At 72.4% G+C, this 17,505-nt stretch carries 14 protein-coding genes and 2 pseudogenes; 11 read left to right on the forward strand and 5 right to left on the reverse strand.

All coding sequences use genetic code 11. From position 1 onward, the window contains the following. Nucleotides 1–233: 233 nt before the first annotated feature. The 5 genes and pseudogenes from AB0F29_RS00460 to AB0F29_RS00480 all read left to right on the forward strand — a co-directional run. Nucleotides 234–290, forward strand: a pseudogene (locus AB0F29_RS00460) (hypothetical protein); the annotation flags it as partial. Nucleotides 291–332: 42 nt separating this feature from the next. Next, a pseudogene (locus tag AB0F29_RS00465) lies at nt 333–959 on the forward strand (FAD-dependent oxidoreductase); the annotation flags it as partial. A gap of 57 nt (nt 960–1,016) precedes the next feature. Then, nucleotides 1,017–1,658: a phosphoribosyltransferase family protein gene (locus AB0F29_RS00470; RefSeq protein ID WP_361866284.1), complete on the forward strand. Its 642-nt coding sequence runs from the start codon at nt 1,017–1,019 to the stop codon at nt 1,656–1,658. A gap of 424 nt (nt 1,659–2,082) precedes the next feature. Then, nucleotides 2,083–2,706 carry a hypothetical protein gene (locus AB0F29_RS00475; protein ID WP_361866287.1) on the forward strand — a complete coding sequence of 208 codons (624 nt, stop codon included), beginning with the start codon at nt 2,083–2,085 and terminating at the stop codon, nt 2,704–2,706. A gap of 52 nt (nt 2,707–2,758) precedes the next feature. Beyond that, entirely contained in the window at nt 2,759–3,406 is a 648-nt protein-coding gene (locus AB0F29_RS00480) for a class F sortase (protein ID WP_361866290.1), read from the forward strand. Nucleotides 3,407–3,530: 124 nt separating this feature from the next. On the opposite strand, the gene AB0F29_RS00485 is transcribed toward AB0F29_RS00480, so the two are convergent. Genes AB0F29_RS00485 through AB0F29_RS00495 form a run of 3 tightly spaced genes read right to left on the reverse strand, consistent with a single transcriptional unit; the run spans nt 3,531 to nt 7,948 of the window. After that, complete coding sequence (locus AB0F29_RS00485; protein ID WP_361866292.1) at nt 3,531–5,198, reverse strand: nickel transporter; 1,668 nt, start codon at nt 5,196–5,198, stop codon at nt 3,531–3,533. Between the two features lie 3 nt (nt 5,199–5,201). Continuing rightward, nucleotides 5,202–6,464, reverse strand: a complete 1,263-nt coding sequence (locus AB0F29_RS00490; protein WP_361866294.1) for a tetratricopeptide repeat protein — start codon at nt 6,462–6,464, stop codon at nt 5,202–5,204. Continuing rightward, a complete protein-coding gene (locus tag AB0F29_RS00495) occupies nt 6,461–7,948 on the reverse strand; it encodes a DUF4331 domain-containing protein (RefSeq protein WP_361866297.1) in 1,488 nt (495 codons plus the stop codon). Before AB0F29_RS00495 ends, AB0F29_RS00490 begins: the two co-directional genes overlap by 4 nt. Nucleotides 7,949–8,244: 296 nt before the next feature. Between AB0F29_RS00495 and AB0F29_RS00500 the strand changes: the two genes are divergently transcribed. Next, nucleotides 8,245–8,943, forward strand: coding sequence for a hypothetical protein (locus AB0F29_RS00500; protein WP_361866299.1), 699 nt, complete (start codon nt 8,245–8,247; stop codon nt 8,941–8,943). 73 nt (nt 8,944–9,016) lie between these two features. On the opposite strand, the gene AB0F29_RS00505 is transcribed toward AB0F29_RS00500, so the two are convergent. After that, a complete protein-coding gene (locus tag AB0F29_RS00505; RefSeq protein ID WP_361866301.1) occupies nt 9,017–9,310 on the reverse strand; it encodes a barstar family protein in 294 nt (97 codons plus the stop codon). A 158-nt stretch (nt 9,311–9,468) separates the two neighbouring features. On the opposite strand from AB0F29_RS00505, the gene AB0F29_RS00510 reads away from it, so the two are divergent. Then, the gene (locus AB0F29_RS00510; RefSeq protein WP_361866304.1) at nt 9,469–9,930 is read left to right on the forward strand and encodes a ribonuclease domain-containing protein; all 462 of its coding nucleotides are present in this window, start codon (nt 9,469–9,471) and stop codon (nt 9,928–9,930) included. Between the two features lie 6 nt (nt 9,931–9,936). Here AB0F29_RS00510 and AB0F29_RS00515 read toward each other — a convergent pair whose 3' ends face one another. Then, entirely contained in the window at nt 9,937–11,214 is a 1,278-nt protein-coding gene (locus AB0F29_RS00515) for a pyroglutamyl peptidase (RefSeq protein ID WP_361866306.1), read from the reverse strand. 506 nt (nt 11,215–11,720) lie between these two features. Between AB0F29_RS00515 and AB0F29_RS00520 the strand changes: the two genes are divergently transcribed. The 4 genes from AB0F29_RS00520 to AB0F29_RS00535 all read left to right on the forward strand — a co-directional run bounded on the left by AB0F29_RS00520 (nt 11,721) and on the right by AB0F29_RS00535 (nt 17,502). Continuing rightward, nucleotides 11,721–12,821, forward strand: coding sequence for a LacI family DNA-binding transcriptional regulator (locus AB0F29_RS00520; RefSeq protein WP_361866307.1), 1,101 nt, complete (start codon nt 11,721–11,723; stop codon nt 12,819–12,821). Nucleotides 12,822–12,907: 86 nt separating this feature from the next. Further along, nucleotides 12,908–14,521, forward strand: a complete 1,614-nt coding sequence (locus AB0F29_RS00525; RefSeq protein ID WP_361866310.1) for an FAD-dependent oxidoreductase — start codon at nt 12,908–12,910, stop codon at nt 14,519–14,521. 222 nt (nt 14,522–14,743) lie between these two features. Next, nucleotides 14,744–16,873, forward strand: coding sequence for a hydantoinase/oxoprolinase family protein (locus AB0F29_RS00530; protein ID WP_361866313.1), 2,130 nt, complete (start codon nt 14,744–14,746; stop codon nt 16,871–16,873). Then, on the forward strand, nt 16,870–17,502 hold the full coding sequence (locus AB0F29_RS00535) for a hypothetical protein (RefSeq protein WP_361866316.1): 633 nt from the start codon (nt 16,870–16,872) through the stop codon (nt 17,500–17,502). The genes AB0F29_RS00530 and AB0F29_RS00535 overlap by 4 nt, the downstream gene beginning before the upstream one ends. Nucleotides 17,503–17,505 lie beyond the last annotated feature (3 nt).

Genomic DNA, 17,505 nt, shown 5'->3' on the forward strand with positions numbered 1-17,505 from the left:
GGGTCGTGCGGATAGTGCGGAACGTCCGTGGCGCGGCGGGTTCCCCGCTGGAGACGTTTCTAACGCCCGGTTCTCCCGTCCGGGCGTAGGCGACCCGCGGAGCCGCTACAGGCGGGTGCCGCCGCGTCGACGGCTCGGCGCCCCTGTGGCCCTACGGCCCGGAACGAAGCTCGGTTGCCGGGAAAGTCGGTTGAGTCCACGTGTGCCTCCGCGCGAAGGGGTACTCGGAGTACATGAGCACAGGAAACCCGGACCCGGATCCGCGCGATACGCCTGGCCTGGAGCCCGGCGGCGGAATCACCCCCGGCGACACGCCCCCCGGTGAGAGCAAGGGCTTCCGCCGTCTCGACTCCTGGATGCACGAACGCTTTCCGGTGGGCGCCACCACCTATCGGTGGGCGGCACAGGACAACGACCCCAGCGATACCGTGCCGCTCATCGGCCCCCTCCATATCGGGGCTCGTCATACCTACGTGGCGACCGGCTTCGGTGGCTGGGGAATGACCGGCGGCGTCCTTGCGGGCCGGCTGCTGACCTCTCTGATCACCGAGTCCGAAGCCCGGCCGGCCTGGGCGGAGCTGTACGATCCGCGACGTATCGCGGGTGTCCTCCGCGAGGGCGCGGCGCTGCTGAAGCAGCAAGCCGATGTGGCCAAGCACTTCGCCGGGGACCGGATGCGGGTGACCCACGTCGACTCGGTGAGTGACATCGCGCCGGGCACGGGCGCCGTCGTGCGGGTGAAGGGGCGGCGCTGTGCCGTTCACCGGCATCAGGACGGCACGCTGCGGGCCGTCTCCGCCCGCTGCACCCACCTCGGCTGCCTGGTGTCCTTCAACGACGCGGAAGTCACCTGGGAGTGTCCGTGTCATGGGTCCCGGTTCGGAACCGACGGCGCTGTGCTCCAGGGGCCGGCGGTACGCGCTCTGGAAAGGCTGGAGGTCCCCGGCGAGGCGGAGTGAGCCCAGTCGGAGGCCGCCGGCCCCCACCGAACCGTGACCCGTCCGAGAGGCGGACCCATGCGATTCCGGGATCGAGAACAGGCGGGCCGTGAGCTCGCCGAACGGCTTCTGGCGTGGTCGGCCGACCACGGGATGACCGACCCCGTCGTCCTCGCGCTTCCCCGCGGCGGCGTCCCCGTGGCGGCGCCCATCGCATCGGCGCTCCGGGCCGCACTGGACGTCCTGGTCGTACGCAAGATCGGGCTGCCCGGCCGGCCGGAGAGCGGTATCGGTGCGATCGTCGGCGACGACCCGCCGCTGTTCGACAGAGAGGCACTGGAGATGTTCGGCCTCTCCGAGGACCGTCTCGGCCCCCAACTGGCCCGGGAACGCGCGGAGCTGCGCCGTCGCGAGGAGCTCTACCGGGACGGCCGGCCCGAGCCTCGGGTCGCCGGCAGGACCGTGGTTCTGGTCGACGACGGCCTCGCCACCGGGCTCACCGCCCAGGCCGCCCTGCGTCACGTGCGCCGTCGGGCTCCGGGCCGGCTGATTCTCGCCGTACCGGTCGGCGCTCCCGGCAGCCGAGACCGCCTGGGCAGGGATGCGGACGATGTCCTCTGCCTCCAACAGCCGCCGGGCCTCCGGTCCGTGGGTGAGTGGTACGACGACTTCTACCAGGTGACGGACGGCGAAGTCCTCGCCCTCCTGAGCGGCCGCTGAGAGCATCGGCCGTCCTCGGCGGCATCGGATGGACCATCATGAACGCGGACGAGCGCGTTCATGCAGGCCGCCGCACGCGAAGTCGAACAGGAGCTTCGGCTGATGGGGGGCGGTCCGGCTGGGTGGAGCGCGATGCGCTGTGCGGCTGCGCCGCCCCGGCTTTCCCAGCGCGGGCCGGTCGCCGATCTCAGGCCACCCGGGCGCGGCGACGGTCAGTTGGCCGCGCGTGCCGGCTCGTCGCGTGGCTGCCGTGTCGATGAAGGCGCGCTCCTGCGCCCGCGGAAACGCCACTCGTATGCTGCCTGCCGATCAGGGAACTTCTGTCGTGTTTTTCGTGTCTTATCTGACTTTTATGACGATTCATGGCATGTCTTAGGCGATCAGGTGATCAGTACGACAATCATCTCGGCTTGAAGGAGCCTTCATGCGCATCTCCAGTTCCGTCCGCTCCCGCAGCGCCCGCACGGGCGCCAAGGTCGCCGTCGCAGTCGCGGTCGCCGGCGCCACCCTGGCCGGAGCACCCGCCGCCTACGCCCTCCCCGGCGACAGCGGCAACATCGACATCCGCTCGGTCAGCTGGCACTCGCGCAGTGACCGCGACGGGGTCGAGGTCTGCAAGTTCGTGCTGGCTGCGAGCAACTTCGAGTCGTTCCCCTCGGTCCCCTGGACGATCACCGAGCAGCCCCCGACCGTGCCGCCGGGCACCACCCTGATGGACAGGCTCCCGCTCATCAACGGCAGTGCGCGCAGCGAGACGTACCTGCTCCCGGAGGGCACGTACCAGCTGGTGTGGGTTGTCCCGGCGGGCCCGAAGCAGAAGAGCTTCAAGGTCGAGTGCCCCGACCGCGGTCACGGCGGCGGCAAGCCGCAGAGGCCGATCGGCGGTGTCCCCGCGGGCGGCGGCGGTGTCCCGGACATGGAGCCGGTCAGCTCCGAGAGCGACTCGAACGCCGGAGCGGCCGCCGCGCTGGCTGCCGGAGCCGCCGGAGCCGCGGGTCTGGTCATGATGCGCCGGTCCGCACGTCGCCGTGCCCGTGGCGAGGCGTAACGCCCGCTGCCGACGGCGTCGACGAGGACCGACGCGCGCGTGCCGTCTCACCATGACGCTGTGCGTGACGTTCTCCCTGGTGACCGGCATCGTCTGGGTGTCCTCGGGCTCCTCCGAGGACACCCGGACGGTCGCCGCCGCCCGCGGCAGCGACGCCGCGGGCGGCGGGAGGGAGCCGTTCCGGCGGGCACCGCACGAACCGGAGAAGCACGTGCCCGCCTCGCACGCTCCCCTGGTGCCCTCCCGCCCGCTGAAGGTCGCCATTCCCGCCATCTTCATCGAGTCCGCGGTCACCGGACTCGGACTCGACGCGAAGGGCCGGCTGGGAGCCCCGCCGTTGAGCAAGCCCAAGCTGACGGGCTGGTACGAGAAGGGGCCGTCGCCCGGTGAGAACGGCACGGCGCTGCTCGTGGGCCACCGGGACACCAGGACCGGCCCCGCCATCTTCCTCAACCTCAACGCACTGCGCCGGGGCGACAAGGTCAACGTGGTGCGTGCGGACCGCAAGACCGCGGTGTTCACGGTGGATGCGGTGAAGACGTACACGAAGAACAAGTTCCCCGACGACAAGGTGTACGGGGAGACCGGACGGCCCGAACTACGGCTGCTGACCTGCGGCGGGCGTTTCGACGAGAAGGCGGGCTACTCGGCGAACGTGGTGGTCTTCGCGCATCTCACGTCATGGAAGAAGGCGGCCTGAGCGCCGCTCGGGTCGGCCGGTACCTCGGGGACAAGGTGCCGGCCGCCCTCACGACCGAGGCGGGGCCCTCACTCAGAGGTTCCCCACCCCGTACTTCAGCCGGGCCGGCGGCCAACACCGTGGTTCAGAGGGTGAGAAGGCTCCGCAGTGCGAGGCTGATGCCCACGGTGAGGACGGCGAGCGCGGTGAGGACGGTCCCGTAACGGGTCCAGCGGCGCAGGGAGGGCAGGTGTCGTTCGCTGAGTGCGGCGAGTCTGCTTCCGCCTCCGGAGAGCAGGAGGCCCGCGGCGGTGAGAGTGATGGCCATGCCGAGTCCGTAGCCGAGGACGAGGAGGACGCCGAAGAGGGTCTGGCTCAGCGCGATGGCGCCGAGCAGGACGACGAGGGCGGAGGGGCTGGGGACGAGACCGGCCGCGAGTCCTACGCCGACGAGTGCGGGAAGGCCGGTGCGGCGCGGGGTCTTCGGCGAACGGAGCTCCGCCTCGTACGCGTGGTCACCGTGGCTGTGCGGGAGGCCGGGACCGTGCGGGTGTGCGTGGTGGTGGTCGGGCCGGTGACGGTGACCGTGCGCGAGGGCGTGTTCCCGCGTCTCGCTGTGCGTGTGCCCGTGGGTGTGCCCGTGTCCGTCGCTGTGCCCGTGGGTGTGACCGTGTCCGTGGCTGTGTCCGTGGTGCCATTGTGCCGGTGGGCGGCCCGAGCGCAGGGCCCGTACCGCCGTCACCACCAGGACCGCACCCAGTGCCGCGATCAACGCACCGCTGATCGCGCCCAGCCATGCCAGTAGTCGTTCCCCGGCCAGGCCGACGCCCGCGGTGAGGATCAGGCCCATCGCCAGGACCCCCGCGGTGTGGGTGGCCGTGACGGTCGTTCCGACCGTGAGCGCGGCGCGTACCCCGCCCTCCCGTCTGGCCAGGCAGGCGGCGACCGCCAGTTTGGCGTGGCCGGGCAGTGCGGCGTGGCCCGCGCCCAGCAGCAGGGTCAGCAGGACGGCGAGAAGGCCCACCGACCACGTGAGGTCCCGGCCCGCGGTCAGGCCGGTGAGCCGGCGCTCCAGCGCGGGGAAGAGCACGGTGCCCCGGTCCAGCGCCTGAACCGCCGGGGGCGCTCCCGGCGCACCCGCTCCCGGCGCACCCGCTCCCGGTGCGCCGGGAGCAGCGGCCGTGCCCCTGCCCGGCTCCGTACGCAGCTTCGCGGCGGCCACGGCGAGTGGCCGTTCGTTCCCTTCCGCCGGGTAGTGGAGCAGGACGTCGCTCGGACTGTCCGCGGGAACGGACGATGTGGCCAGCCCTACGCGGTCGCCCGGGACGGCGGTGATCTCCTTCCAGCCGGCTCGTTTCGCATCCGCCCCCGAGGTGAAGGTGATGTCGGCGGGCCGGGAGAGATCGGCTTCGGCCCGCAGGGCACAGGTCAGCCGGGCCACGGGGACGCCGGCGGTCCCCTTCCCGTAGGTCAGGGTGGAGCGTGTCACGTGCCAGGCGACGCGCCTGCCGTCCACGGCGACGCGGGTGCGGTCGGCGAGCAGGGCGCATCGATCGGCTGCCCTGTCCGCCGCTTCGGCCGGTGCGATCGTGCCGTCGTGGTCGGTGTCCGTCGCTTCTTCGTCCTGGGCGGTGGGAATCTCCGCGCTGTCGACGACCGCGGTGTCGTCGATCCGGTCGTGCGACAGACGCAGTCCGTCGTAGTGGTTGACGCTGAAATTGCCCAGCGGGTGGGCTTGGGCCGTCGGTACCGCGGTGAGGCCGGACAGCAGCAGGGGCGCCGCGACGACCGCCGCACGGCAGGGAAACTTCATCGACTACCCATCTGCGTCGGGTCGGTACAGGGAGAGATACGGGTTCAGGGCATGGGCCTCGCTCAGGCGGCGGGCCCCCTCGGGCAGAGCGAGGGACTGCTCGATCGTGCCCCGGTGGTAGCGGAACAGAGCGTTCTGCCAGCCGGTGGCGGCCGCCCGGCGCGCATAGGTGAGGGCTTCGGTGTCGCGGCCCGCGCGATGCAGGGACCAGGCCAGCGCATCGGCGACGATGACGCTTCGGACGTGCTTCCACTCCCTGCGCGCGAGCTCCACCCCGACCTCGGGGTCGCCGTGGTCGGCCGCGTAGAGGATGAGATGCGGGTCGACGGGTCCGTCGTCCGCACGGGCCATCCGCAGCTGCGCCGCCAGGACCGCCCGCTCGCTTCCCCGGTGGGCATCTCCGCTCGCGCGCCGAAGGTCCAGGCTCTCCAGCAGGAACTGGGGCAGCGGCATCCGCTCGACGAGCCGTGTGTACAGATCGAGCGCCTTGTCCGGGTGGCCGCGCGCGGCGGCCACCCGGGCGAGTCCGGCCTGCCCGTAGGGGTGGGTCGGCACGGCGCCCAGGGCGCGCCCGTAGTGTCGTGCCGCCCGGTCGATCTCGCCCCGGGACCAGGCCAGGTCGCCCAGGCGGGCCTCGGCGAAGGCTCGTTCGTCCTGGGTGACCGCGCTGTCCACGGCTCGCTGGAGTGCGATGGCGGCGTCCTCGGGTCGCCCGCCGGTCTCCAGGTCGTAGGCGGCTCGGCTGTAGGCGGCCGTGGCCGGGGCGATGTCGAGCATCCGCTGTACGGCGTGCCGCGCCTGCGGATAGTTCCCGAGCTGGATCTCGGCGTCCGCCAGTACGGCGTATCCGTCCGGCCGGTCGGGTGCCATCCGGGTGGCGCGCAGCCCGTGCAGGCGCCCCTCGCCGAAGTCGTGCCGGGCGTTGGCGAGCAGTCCCCGGCCTGTCACGGCCCGGTAGTTGTCCGTGCCGTCGAGGGCGAGGGAGCGGCGCAGCGCCGTGTCGGCTCCATCGAGCAGGCCCGCGTCGAAGGTGGTGCGGGCCCGTTCGATCTCGGCATGCGCCAGGTCGGCCCAGGCCGTCGGGTCGTCGGGGTGGGTCTCTGTCCTCTTACGGATGGTGTCGGCGGAGCCGGCGCCCTCACTGGAGGCGCCCGCGGGCGCGGTGGTGGCCGACGGCCGGGAGGTGTCGGGGCCGAGGAGGAGGAGTCCCGCCACGCACCCGGCCATGGCCGCCACCGCACCTGCGGCGGTGATCAGACGCCTCACGGGCCCGCGTGGGGCAGATTGAGGTACGGGAACGTGGCCTGCGCGTCGGCGGGTTGCAGGCTGAGGACCGGCCGCGGGAGCAGGTCCGCGGCGGACGGCCCGGCGGGCTCACCCTCCAGCATGCGGATCAGCGGCCCGTCGATGTTGTCGTTCAGGCGCCGCCCGTTCGGGAAGCCCTGGAGGTCGCCGTCGAGGACACCTTGGCTCTTCGGATCCGCGGTGACGGGAGTGCTGAGGTTCAGGCGCAACTGCTCGGCGAGCACGATGTGTTCGGGGCTCGCGTCGGCGTTCATCGTATGGGTGTTGAGGTCGAAGCCGAACGTGGATCCGTTGTCCTTGCCGATGCCCTTCATGAACAGGGCCTGGATGTCACGGCGCGGGGTGGCCGGCGCCGTGCGGCCCTGGGCCCTCTCGATCCGGTGCGGCGGTACCGGGTCGAGGGTGGCGGCCAGGAAGTCGCCTTCCAGGTGGTCGTCCTTCGGCAGACGTGCCTGGAAGCGGTCTTCGGGCCCGCCGGGCCGGGCCAGTCCGACGGTGGAGCCGAACAGGGCGAACGCGATGTGCGGGGTGCCCTGCCGGGACACCTGCCGGAAGGTGGGGGCCTGCTTCGAAAGGCTGCGCTCCAGGTCCGCGCCCTGCCGGGAGACGGACGCCCACACGCCGACGACGGGGTTGCGTTCCGGGTCGCCCTTCAGGGCGACCTCCTTCTTGGGGACTTGCAGGATCAGGCTGTTCACGTTCAGCGCCGAGAGCGGCTGGGCGTCGGGCAGCCATCCGGGCACGGGTCCGCTGGTGCCGACCGTGTACAGGCCGAAGACCTGGGTGTCCGCCTTGAACGCCTCCGCCGCCTGGGTGGCCACGGTCCGTCCTCCGCCGGGGAGTTGGCGGGTCGCCTGCTGCCGCAGCTTGCCGTAGTCGGGCATCAGGGCCCGCCCGGTGTGGGTGGGTGAGGCGATCGCGTCCTTCAGGAGCGTCCGGCCGGCGCCGCCCGCGTCGATCTTCTCCAGGGTGTACTTCTGGCGTACCCCGAGCGACCGGTCGTCGAGCGAGTTGACCGGCAGCGGCCCGACCTTCGGTCCTACCCCGAAGGGCCGACGGTCCTCGTCCCGGAAGGTCCAGCGGTAGGTGGTGTCGGACGCGCCGTCGCCGTCGGCGTCCGTGTGGATCTCGTACCGGGCGCCGGTCGCGAACGGGAAGTCCACCAGCGCGTTGGCCGCGGTGCCGGGGACCTGGAAGGGGCGCACGTTCGCGATGAGCGTGACCATGTCCGTGTCGTCCGGGCTGGTGAAGGCGTACACGTCGGTCAGGTCCGCCGGGGAGTCCAGCACGGCCGAGGGGGCGTCGATGTGGCCGCCCGCCTGGCCGACGCCCATGAACTGTCCGGACAGGGCGGCTGCGGTGAGCGCGGCCGTGGTGGCGGCGAGGAGACCGATGCGTGGACGGGCCGGTGAGCCGCTCGCGGACGTTCTGGGGGTTGTGGGCACGCGAGTCTCCAGGGCTGTCGTGGGAGGGGAGTCACCACGGCCAACGGCGCGAATGATCTTGGAGTGACTGCTCCGCGTCGCGCGTCACTCGCCGCGTGGAACTTTCCCACCGGATGGACCAACGACCGGCCCGCATGGTCGAAAAACCATGCATGGGTAGGCATACTCATCGCGAAGTCGATCTTCGACCGGCTTGTCGTCCCGACGCCGAACTCTCTCTTGTTCCCGCGTTCGTGGACCCTCCGGGAAGAGCATCTGACGCCTTCCCCCCACCCTCCTCACAGACTGGACCCCCCATGGGTATGCACGCGATCCGCCGTCTCATCGCCGTGGCCGCCGTGGCCGCGCTCTCCGTCCCGCTCGGCCTGACGTCGTCCGGGGCTGCCGCCCAGCAGCCGGCCGGCGCCGTCAGGACTGCTGCCGCCGCCCCGCTGCCGGGCGCCTACATCTCCCCGTGGGGCTCCGCCCAGGTGACGATCGGTGACGAGACCCTCGCCTGGATGGAGCGCGAGGGCATCGCCCTGGAGGCCATCAGCCCGTTCGTGATGGACGCCGACGGCCGGGGTTTCAGCATGCCCATCGGTTCGACGGCCGGTGACGGGCTCGATGCCAAGGGACGCATCTTCTACCCCGGTGGACTCAGGATCAAGCACCAGGCGTCCGGCAAGAGCATCACCCTGCAGTCCACGTTCATCCGCGTCATGCCGACGCCCGCCTACTCCGCGGGCGTGTCGATCGACGGCGCGAAGCTCAGCGAGGAAGTGGTGATCGCCGAGTCCACCTACGTCGAGGTCATGGCCGGCGCCCGCCCGAGCCCCACCGGCTTCCGTATCAAGAAGGCGCCGTTCTACGTCACTCAGGAGGCCGCTGACCTCTTCGCGGCAGCCACCGGAGCGACGGCTCCCCGGGCCGGCAGCCTCTTCGGCACGCTCACGCCCAACTTCGACTACGTCCCGGGCGCGGCGACGCCGCCGGCGTTCCCGACCTTCCCGTAACCCGTAGCGTCAACGCGTAACCTCGACCGGCGTCGTGGGTCACTGAACCGGACGACGCCGGTCGAGCAGCCGCTCAGACGGCGTGGACGACCAGCTTGTTCTGTTCGCCGTCGAAGACCTCGCCCAGGGCTCGGGCGTCCGGATCGTTCGCGGCGAAGATCCCTGTCCGGTCGACGTGGACGGACAGGGTGCTGTGACGGTCGATCACGTCGGAGATGCCACGTCCGTGGATGGTGTCCGCCCAGGCGTCGAGGTTCCGGCCGAACCAGTCGGGCAGCCCGCAGGGCCCGGTCACCGCGTCCCAGAAATCATCGAGCGTCTCGATCCGGCGGCCACGCAGGTCGATCAGCAACTCACTCTCCGTCATATCGGCATCCTATCCGGACCGCCCTCGCCGCTGACCCGTACCAGGGGCCCGCCCGGTGGTAGCGCCGTTCGGGTTCCCTCTACGCCGATGACCAGCGCCGGAAGAAGTTCAGCCGGAGCGAGCCGTATCCCCGGCGCTCGCAGGCGGTTGCAGAAAGCATGACTACCCTGCGCAACCTTCGCCATGTGGCGGCCGCCGCCCTGCTCCTGACCGTGTTCGCGGCCCCGGCGGCCTCTTCCGCCGCTCCCCTCCAGACCCCGGCACATCTCGCCGTGCGATCGGCCGACATCATCGAACCGGCTCTGCCGGTCGAGGAGTTCCCCGGGCAGGTCCAGGAAGCCTGCGAGATCTGGCAGGACCTGACGTGGCCGCAGTCCTCCCGGCCCACCGACTACCCCGTCGCGGACACCCGTCTGGTCATCCGCGGCAGCAACGTCTACCGCAACCGCTCCGGGGACCTGCCCCTGGAGGGCCGCTACCGCGAGTACGACGTCAACCCCCGCAACCGGGGGGAGCACCGCGACGCCGAACGTGTCGTCCGTGACCAGGACACGCACACCGTCTGGTACACCGGCGACCACTACGACAACTTCCAGGAGATCTCCTCCGGTTGCGAGTGACGAGGACTACGGGCGCGGAGCCGGGGTCCCCACCGCCGTCCTCACCAGCTCCCTCACCTGGCTGACGATGTCCGCCCGGTTCCGCTCGAAGTCCGGGTCGGTGACCGTGCCCGTCCGCGGGTCCGTGTTCTCCGCGCCGAACCGCAGCACCGGAGTGTGGAGATGACCGCCCGGCAGGTCGGGCAGGACCAGCCGGTCGCGCAGCAGGGTGGCCCGGTAGGCGATCTCGTTGGAGAGGTAGTCGCCGCCGCCTCCGGCCCGCGACGCCGAGCCGGGCGTGGGTCCGTCCGGCCTGGTCACCGGCTGGCTGCCGCCCGCCGGGATCTCGGTGACCTCGGTGTTGTCGTACACCGGGAAGCGGCCCGTGTCCGCTTCGGTGAGCTGCCGGTACGGGAGCGTGGTCGTCGTCCACTGCGGCTGCGAGCCGGGGTCGTCGACGGGGACGGTCCCGGTGCTCGCCGCGTTCTCGTTGTCGGGGAAGCCGCCGCGCCAGGCGCCGTTGGTGCGCTCCACGTCGAAGCGGCCCTGGCGGCCCTGGCTGACGGTGGTGAACAGGTCCAGGCGGGGCAGCTGACGGGCGAGGGCCCGCTCCACGGCTCCCTCCGCGAAGTCCGCCCAGCGCACCGGGAAGACGACCGTCTCGATCCTTGCCGGCCCCTCCGAGGTCCGTATCAGGGTGCCGTCCAGGGCGAGCGCGCTCGCGCCCGAGGGATTGCCGATCCGGACGTCCCTGTCCAGGGTGAACGGGTCGAAGCCGGTGACGAGGACCCGCTTCACCCTGTGGCCCGGGAAGCGGATGTCGTGCTGACCGCGCGAGGAGGTCCCCAGGGCGGTGTGCAAGGACTCGCGCTGCTCGTCACTCAGCCCGAACCAGGGTTTCCACGACCGGAGTTCACGGCTGAGCGCGAGTCGGGCCCAGTACAGCGGGCGGTCATCGCCCCGGCTCAAGTCGCCCGTGGCCGGCCCTCGGCCCTGGGCGCGGTCCACGGCACGCCGCCACAGCGCCGAGGCGTGGCGGGTGACCGTCCGCTCGGCCTGCGCGTAACCGCCGGAGCCCCGCAGGGCACGCTCGAAGCGCGGGGCGAAGGAGTCGAACCCGCTGCGCCGCAGGATCTCCTGCGGCGCGGTCCGATCGAGGCGCCGCTCCTCGACGGTCACCGCCGCGGGGGTGGGGGCGGCGTCCGCCGGGGTGGCGGCAGCGGGCAGGGTGGGCCTCGCGAGGACGAGCAGGAGCGCCACGCCGCCGAGGCCGAGGCGGGTGGTCGCGGAGAATGGGTGCGTCACGTGGGTCCCTTCGGGTCAACGGCTCGTCGCAGTATCGCGGCACCGCCGGAGACGAAGCCATGGGGCAAGAACCGCGCAAGCCCGTGGAGAAGGGGACGGAGTACGCGGAACACACCCGCCCCCTCGCGGACGGTGCTCCGCGGGCGCCACCCGCCCCCCGAGTCCCCAGCGCGTCGGCGGGGACCCGACGGGGCGCGGGGCCCGTTTCGGCCTCCTTCGCGCGCGCCGTCCCCTCGCTCCCGGGAGGACATCTCCCCGGTCGGGGTGGCGGCCGCCGTCCACCTGTACGAGACCGCGCATCTGCCGGTCAACCGTCTTCATGACGGGACCGTCCACGACTGGTGAGCCCCGGTGCGGGGCCCGGCGAGCGCCGGGCCCGGACGCACAGACCTGTGCCCACAAGGCCGAAAGAAGTCTTGCGCAATCCCTTGACCCCTGCGGAACGGAGGTTCACAGTACTCACTAATGCGCATTAGTAATACGCATTAGTGATCCGGAGGAACACCGTGGAAGAACCCAGGAAGCGGTCCAGGCCGGGCCGGGCGCCCGCCCCCGCCGGCCGTACGTCCCGTCCGCGCCAGGCCGAAGTCGCCCGGCTCGCCGGGGTCTCGCAGGCCACCGTCTCGCTGGTGCTGGGAGCCCGGAAGCAAGGCGCGACGATCTCCGAGGAGACCCGGCAGAAGGTCCTCGACGCGGTCCGGGCGCTGGGCTACGTGCCGGATCCGGCCGCCAGCCGTCTCGCCGCAGCCCGGAACAATCTGCTCGGGGTCTTCAGCTTCACCTCCACGTTTCCCACCGACGTACAGCACTCGTACTACCCCTTCCTGGTCGGCGTCGAGCAGGAAGCGGCGGCCCGGGGCTACGACCTGGTGCTCTTCACCGGTTCCAGCACGGGCGGCGCGGGGGCCGCCGGGCCGAACGCCCTCAACCGGGTGCGGCTCGCCGACGGCTGTCTGTTCCTGGGACGCCACGCCCCCGCCGACGAACTGCTGCGGCTGGTCGCCGACGGCTTCCCCGTGGTCCACCTGGGCCGCCGGGACGAGCTGGAGGGGCTGGCCTGGGTCGGCGCCGACTACATCAGCGCGAGCCAGGAGGTCGTCGCGCACCTCGCATCGCTCGGCCACCGGCGCATCGTGCTCGTCCGGGAGGACGACGAGGCGCCCGCCTCCACCGACCGTGAGCACGGCTTCCTCAAGGGCTTGGAGGAGGCGGGGCTGCCCGGCGGTCCCGCCGCCGTCTTCCGCTCCGCCGCCCCCGAGAGCGATCTGACGGCCGAGCGGCTGCGTGGCTGGCTCGACGACGGCGTGACCGCGTTCGTCGCGGAGGAGACCGACACCGGCGACGCCTGGCGCGCCCTGCACGGCGCCGCGCACTTCGTCGGCATCGACTGCCCCCGCGACGCCACGCTCGCCCTGCTCGGCAGCCCCCCGCCGGATCTCGCGGACGGGCCCGTGCCCACCGGCTTCGACGTCCCCCGGCCCCAACTCGGCGCGGCCGCCGTGCGGATGCTCGCCGCCCTGGTGGCCGGGGAGGAGGCTACGGAACCCCTGGTGGCCTGCGCCTTCCGGCCCGGCTCAACGGCCGGACCGGCCCCCGTACGTCCCTGACGCTCCCGTATCTCTTCGACCCGACCCCCGGAGGGGGTCGCACCAGCTCCAACGCAACACGTTCACACAGCACTTCAAGGAGAACCGTGATATCGGAACCCGACATCCTCATCGTGGGCGCCGGACTCGGCGGCGTGGCCGCCGCTCTCGCCGCCTGCCGGGCGGGGCGCACCGTCGTCCTCACCGAGGAGACGGACTGGATCGGCGGCCAGCTCACCTCGCAGGCGGTTCCGCCGGACGAACACCCGTGGGTCGAGGAGTTCGGCACCACCGCCTCGTACCGCACGCTGCGCGAGTCCATCCGGGACTACTACCGCCAGTGGTACCCGATGCGTTCCGAGGCCCTGGCCCTGCGCAACCTCAATCCGGGCGCCGGGCGCGTCAGCAAGCTGTGCCACGAGCCGCGCGTCGCCCTGAGCGTGATGGAGGCCATGCTCGCGCCGCACCGCTCCTCGGGGCTGCTGACGCTCCTCACCGAGCACCGGCCGGTGGCCGCCGAAGCCGGCGACGACGACACCGTACGGTCCGTCACCCTGGTCGACCTGCGTGGTGGCGACCGCACGACCATCAGCGCGCGTTACGTCATCGACGCCACCGAGACGGGTGAACTGCTCGAACTCGCCGGGGTGGAGCATGTGATCGGCGCCGAGGCGCGGAGCGAGTTCGACGAACCGCACGCGCCCGAGGAGGCACAGCCCCTCAACCAGCAGGGCATCACCGTGTGTTTCGCGCTCTCGCACCACGAGGGCGAGGACCACACCATCGAGCGCCCCGCCGACTACGACTTCTGGCGCTCCTACCGGCCGGACTTCTGGCCGGGGCCGCTGCTCGGCTTCCTCGCACCCGACCCGCGCAGCCTGGAGGCCGTCCCGCGGACCTTCGTGCCCAACCCGGAGCTGGATCCGCTGGACGTCAACGCCGACCAGTCGGCCGACGCCGGCGACAAGGAGCTGTTCGGCTTCCGTCGGATCCTGGCCCGCAAGCTGCACCGGCCCGGAGCGTTCGACTCCGACATCACTCTGGTCAACTGGCCTTTGAACGACTACTGGTTGAAGCCGCTGATCGGCGGGGGCGAGGAGACGTCGGCCGCCGCGCTCGCCGAGGCCCGCCAGCTGTCGCTCTCCGTCCTGTACTGGCTCCAGACCGAGGCCCCCCGGGCGGACGGCGGCACCGGATTCCCGGGGCTGCGGCTGCGCGGGGACGTCACCGGCACGGCGGACGGTCTGGCCAAGGCCCCCTACGTACGGGAGTCGCGGCGGATCAAGGCCGTCACCACGGTCACCGAGCACGACGTCTCGATCGACATCGTCGGTCCCTACGGCGGCACCCGCTACCGGGACTCGGTGGGCGTCGGCAACTACCGCATCGACCTGCACCCCTCGACCGGCGGCGACAACTACGTCGACATCGGTTCGGTGCCGTTCGAGATCCCGCTCGGCGCGCTCATCCCGCGCCGCGTCCGCAACCTGCTTCCCGCGGGCAAGAACATCGGCACGACGCACATCACCAACGGCTGCTACCGGCTCCACCCGGTGGAATGGAACATCGGCGAGGTCGCCGGCGCGCTGGCCGCGCACTGCGTCGCCGAGGGCGTCGAGCCGCACCGGGTCCAGGCCGAGGACAAGCGGTTCGAGGCGTTCGCCGCACTGCTGGAGCGCGACGGCGTGCAGCGCCACTGGCCGGACGTACGCGGCTACTGACCGACCCCGTCCGCGGACGACGGACGGCGCGGACGACGCATCATCCGCTTCATCGCAGTACGCGACACACAGACCCACTTCACCGCACGGCCCCCAGAGTGAGCGCGGAGCGCCGGGCGGGCGCAGCTCCACCTGTACCCGCCCGGCCCCGGGCCCCGGCCGTCTCGCGACGTCCGGACCCGCCGCCCTCGCCCTGCCACCCGCACAAGGAGGTGCCCAGCCATGAACACCCACCGCATCCGCGTCGGCATCGACGTGGGCGGAACCTTCACCGACGCCGTGGCCGTAGACGCCACGACCCTGAGCCTGCTGGGGCAGGTGAAGGTTCCCACCAGCCACCACCACGAGGACGGCGTCGCCCACGGCATCGTCGAAGCTCTCGACCGCCTGCTGGAGCAGACCGGCCACACGCCCGAGGACGTGACGTTCCTCGCCCACGGCACCACACAGGCTACCAACGCCCTGCTGGAGGGCGACGTCGCCACCGTCGGTCTGATCGGGATCGGCGCGGGCCCGAGCGCCACGCTGACCCGTCGGCTGGCCGCGTTCCGCAAGCTGGAGCTGACGCCCGGCAAGCGGCTGCCGCTCGTCTACGGGCATGTGGCCGACCCGGACGACGCGACCGCCGTGCGCGCCGCACTCGACGCGGTCGTGCGGGAGGGCGCAGAAGTCGTCGTCGCCAGCCAGCCGTTCAGCGTCGACCGCCCCGAAGGGGAGGACGCGGTCGTCGCCGCCGCCGAGGAGCGGGGGCTGCCGACGACCGCCGCGCACGACATCACGTCGCTGTACGGGCTCCACAAGCGGACCCGGACCGCCGTGGTGAACGCCGCGATCCTGCCGCGCATGCTCGCCACCGCCGATCTGGTCGACGCCTCGATCACCAAGGCGGGCGTGAGCGCGCCGCTGATGGTGATGCGGTGCGACGGCGGGGTGATGTCGCTGGACGAGATGCGGCGCAGGCCGCTGCTGACGGTGCTGTCCGGACCGGCGGCGGGCGTCGCCGGCGCGCTGATGCAGGAGCGTGTCAGCGAGGGCCTGTTCCTGGAGACCGGCGGCACGTCCACGGACATCAGCGTCGTGCGGCGGGGCAAGGTCGCCGTCCGGCACGCCACCATGCTCGGCCGGACGTCGTACCTCTCGGCGCTGGACGTGCGGACCGTGGGGGTCGGCGGCGGATCGATGGTCCGCGTCGACGGCGGCAGGGTCGTCGGCGTCGGTCCGCGCAGCGCGCACATCGCGGGGCTGCCGTACGCCTGCTTCGCGACCGAGGACGACCTGCGCGACGCGAAGGTCACCACGATCCGTCCGCTGGCGGACGACCCCGACGACTACGCGGTGCTCGACGCCGCCGGGGGCCGGTTCGCGATCACCATGACCTGCGCGGCGAACGCGCTGGGCCGGGTGCCTGAGGGGGACTTCGCCCGGTGCGACCCGGCCGTGGCGAGGGCCGCGATCGCCCCGCTGGCCGCCGCGCTCGGCACCGATGTCGCCTCGGCCGCGACGAAGCTCCTGGACGCGGGCACCGAGCAGGTGAGGTCCGTGGTCGAGGAGATGACGCGCGACTACCGGCTGGACAAGGACACCGCGCTGCTCGTCGGCGGGGGCGGCGGCGCGGCCTCCGTGACCCCGCATCTGGCGGCCATGACCGGCCAGGAGGGCAGGATCGCCCAGCACAACGAGGTGATCAGCCCGATCGGCGTGGCCCTGGCCCTCATCCGGGAACAGGTCGAGCGGATCATCCCCGGCGCCGGCCAGGAACAGATCCTCGCCGTGCGCGCCGAGGCCGAGGCCGCCGTCATCGCCCAGGGGGCCGCCGCCGACGGGGTGGAGGTGGAGGTCACGGTCGACCCGCAGACCAGCACCGTACGGGCCGTGGCGACCGGCGCCACCGAACTGCGCACCCAGGACCGTGCCCACCGCGCCGGCGAGGCGGACCGGCTGCGCGCCGCCGCGACGAGCCTGCGGACCGATCCGGCCTCGGTACGGGTGCTCGCGGGCACACCGGCCCACACCGTGTACGGCACCGAGGTGCACCGGCGTTTCCGGGCGGCCCGGCACCCGGTGCGGGTCGTGGACGCGGACGGCGTCGTACGGCTGCACGCGCCGGACGCCCGGGTGGAGACGACCACCGTGGGGCAGGCGCCCGAGGTCCTCGCCGGGCTGGTGAAGGAGGCCACGTCGTACGGTGACGGCGGCGTCCGCGCCCCGGCGCTGCGGCTGCTGCTCGGGTCCCGGATCGCGGACCTGTCCGGGGTGATCGACCCGGATCCGCTGCTGGCGCTGGCCCGCAGCGAACTGCGCGCCCGCGCCGCCGACGAACCGGTCGTCGCGGTCGTGGAGGTGCGCTCATGACGACCGCCCTGCTCGACCGGGCAGCACGCACGGCCATTTCGGCGCTGGAGGCCGACGACGACACCGAGTTCGGCGCCCGGCTGCTCGCGAACACGCCCACGCACGAGGGGCGTGACCCGGAGCTGCTGCGCCACTGGGCCCGTACCGCCGACGCGTTCGGCGCGGCGCTGCCACCGGTCGCGGCGACGGCCCGGATCGTGGAGAGCGGCGGTGGCCTCACGAAGGGGCTCCTCGCCCGCTACACGTCCCGGCCGGTGCCCACCGTCGAACTGTTCACCGACACCCTGGCGCTCGCCGACGAGCTGATCGACCTGCTCGGCTGGCGGGGCCGGTACCCGGCCGGGTCGGTCCGGGCGGCGGCGATCGCGCACGAGGCGGTGCACGAGCGGCTCCACCACGGTCCGGCGAAGAAGGCGCTCAAGCACGCCCTGGGCCACGTGGTGCTGCGCGCCGGCCGGTACACCCTGTACGGCCATGTCGCGGGCGCCGACGAGATCGCCGCCCATGCCCACGCCCGCACGGTCTGCGGCCTGGGCCGCAGTCCGCTCCTGCTGACGGCCGCCCTGGCCACCGCGGCCGAACCTCGGCACGGGTCCGCAGCCGGATCCCCGCACGGAAGAGAGAAGTAACGC

Origin of the sequence: Streptomyces sp. NPDC026589, from assembly GCF_040638385.1 — a bacterium.
In the GTDB taxonomy this organism is placed as follows: Bacteria; Actinomycetota; Actinomycetes; order Streptomycetales; family Streptomycetaceae; genus Streptomyces.

Bases quoted from the DNA above. Each gene is read 5' to 3' on its own strand.
- AB0F29_RS00470 (WP_361866284.1), top strand. From the start codon at position 1,017: ATGCGATTCCGGGATCGAGAACAGGCGGGCCGTGAGCTCGCCGAACGG.
- AB0F29_RS00480 (WP_361866290.1), top strand. From the start codon at position 2,759: ATGACGCTGTGCGTGACGTTCTCCCTGGTGACCGGCATCGTCTGGGTG.
- AB0F29_RS00485 (WP_361866292.1), bottom strand. From the start codon at position 5,198: ATGAAGTTTCCCTGCCGTGCGGCGGTCGTCGCGGCGCCCCTGCTGCTG.
- AB0F29_RS00530 (WP_361866313.1), top strand. From the start codon at position 14,744: ATGAACACCCACCGCATCCGCGTCGGCATCGACGTGGGCGGAACCTTC.
- AB0F29_RS00505 (WP_361866301.1), bottom strand. From the start codon at position 9,310: ATGACGGAGAGTGAGTTGCTGATCGACCTGCGTGGCCGCCGGATCGAG.
- AB0F29_RS00475 (WP_361866287.1), top strand. From the start codon at position 2,083: ATGCGCATCTCCAGTTCCGTCCGCTCCCGCAGCGCCCGCACGGGCGCC.
- AB0F29_RS00500 (WP_361866299.1), top strand. From the start codon at position 8,245: ATGGGTATGCACGCGATCCGCCGTCTCATCGCCGTGGCCGCCGTGGCC.
- AB0F29_RS00535 (WP_361866316.1), top strand. From the start codon at position 16,870: ATGACGACCGCCCTGCTCGACCGGGCAGCACGCACGGCCATTTCGGCG.
- AB0F29_RS00510 (WP_361866304.1), top strand. From the start codon at position 9,469: ATGACTACCCTGCGCAACCTTCGCCATGTGGCGGCCGCCGCCCTGCTC.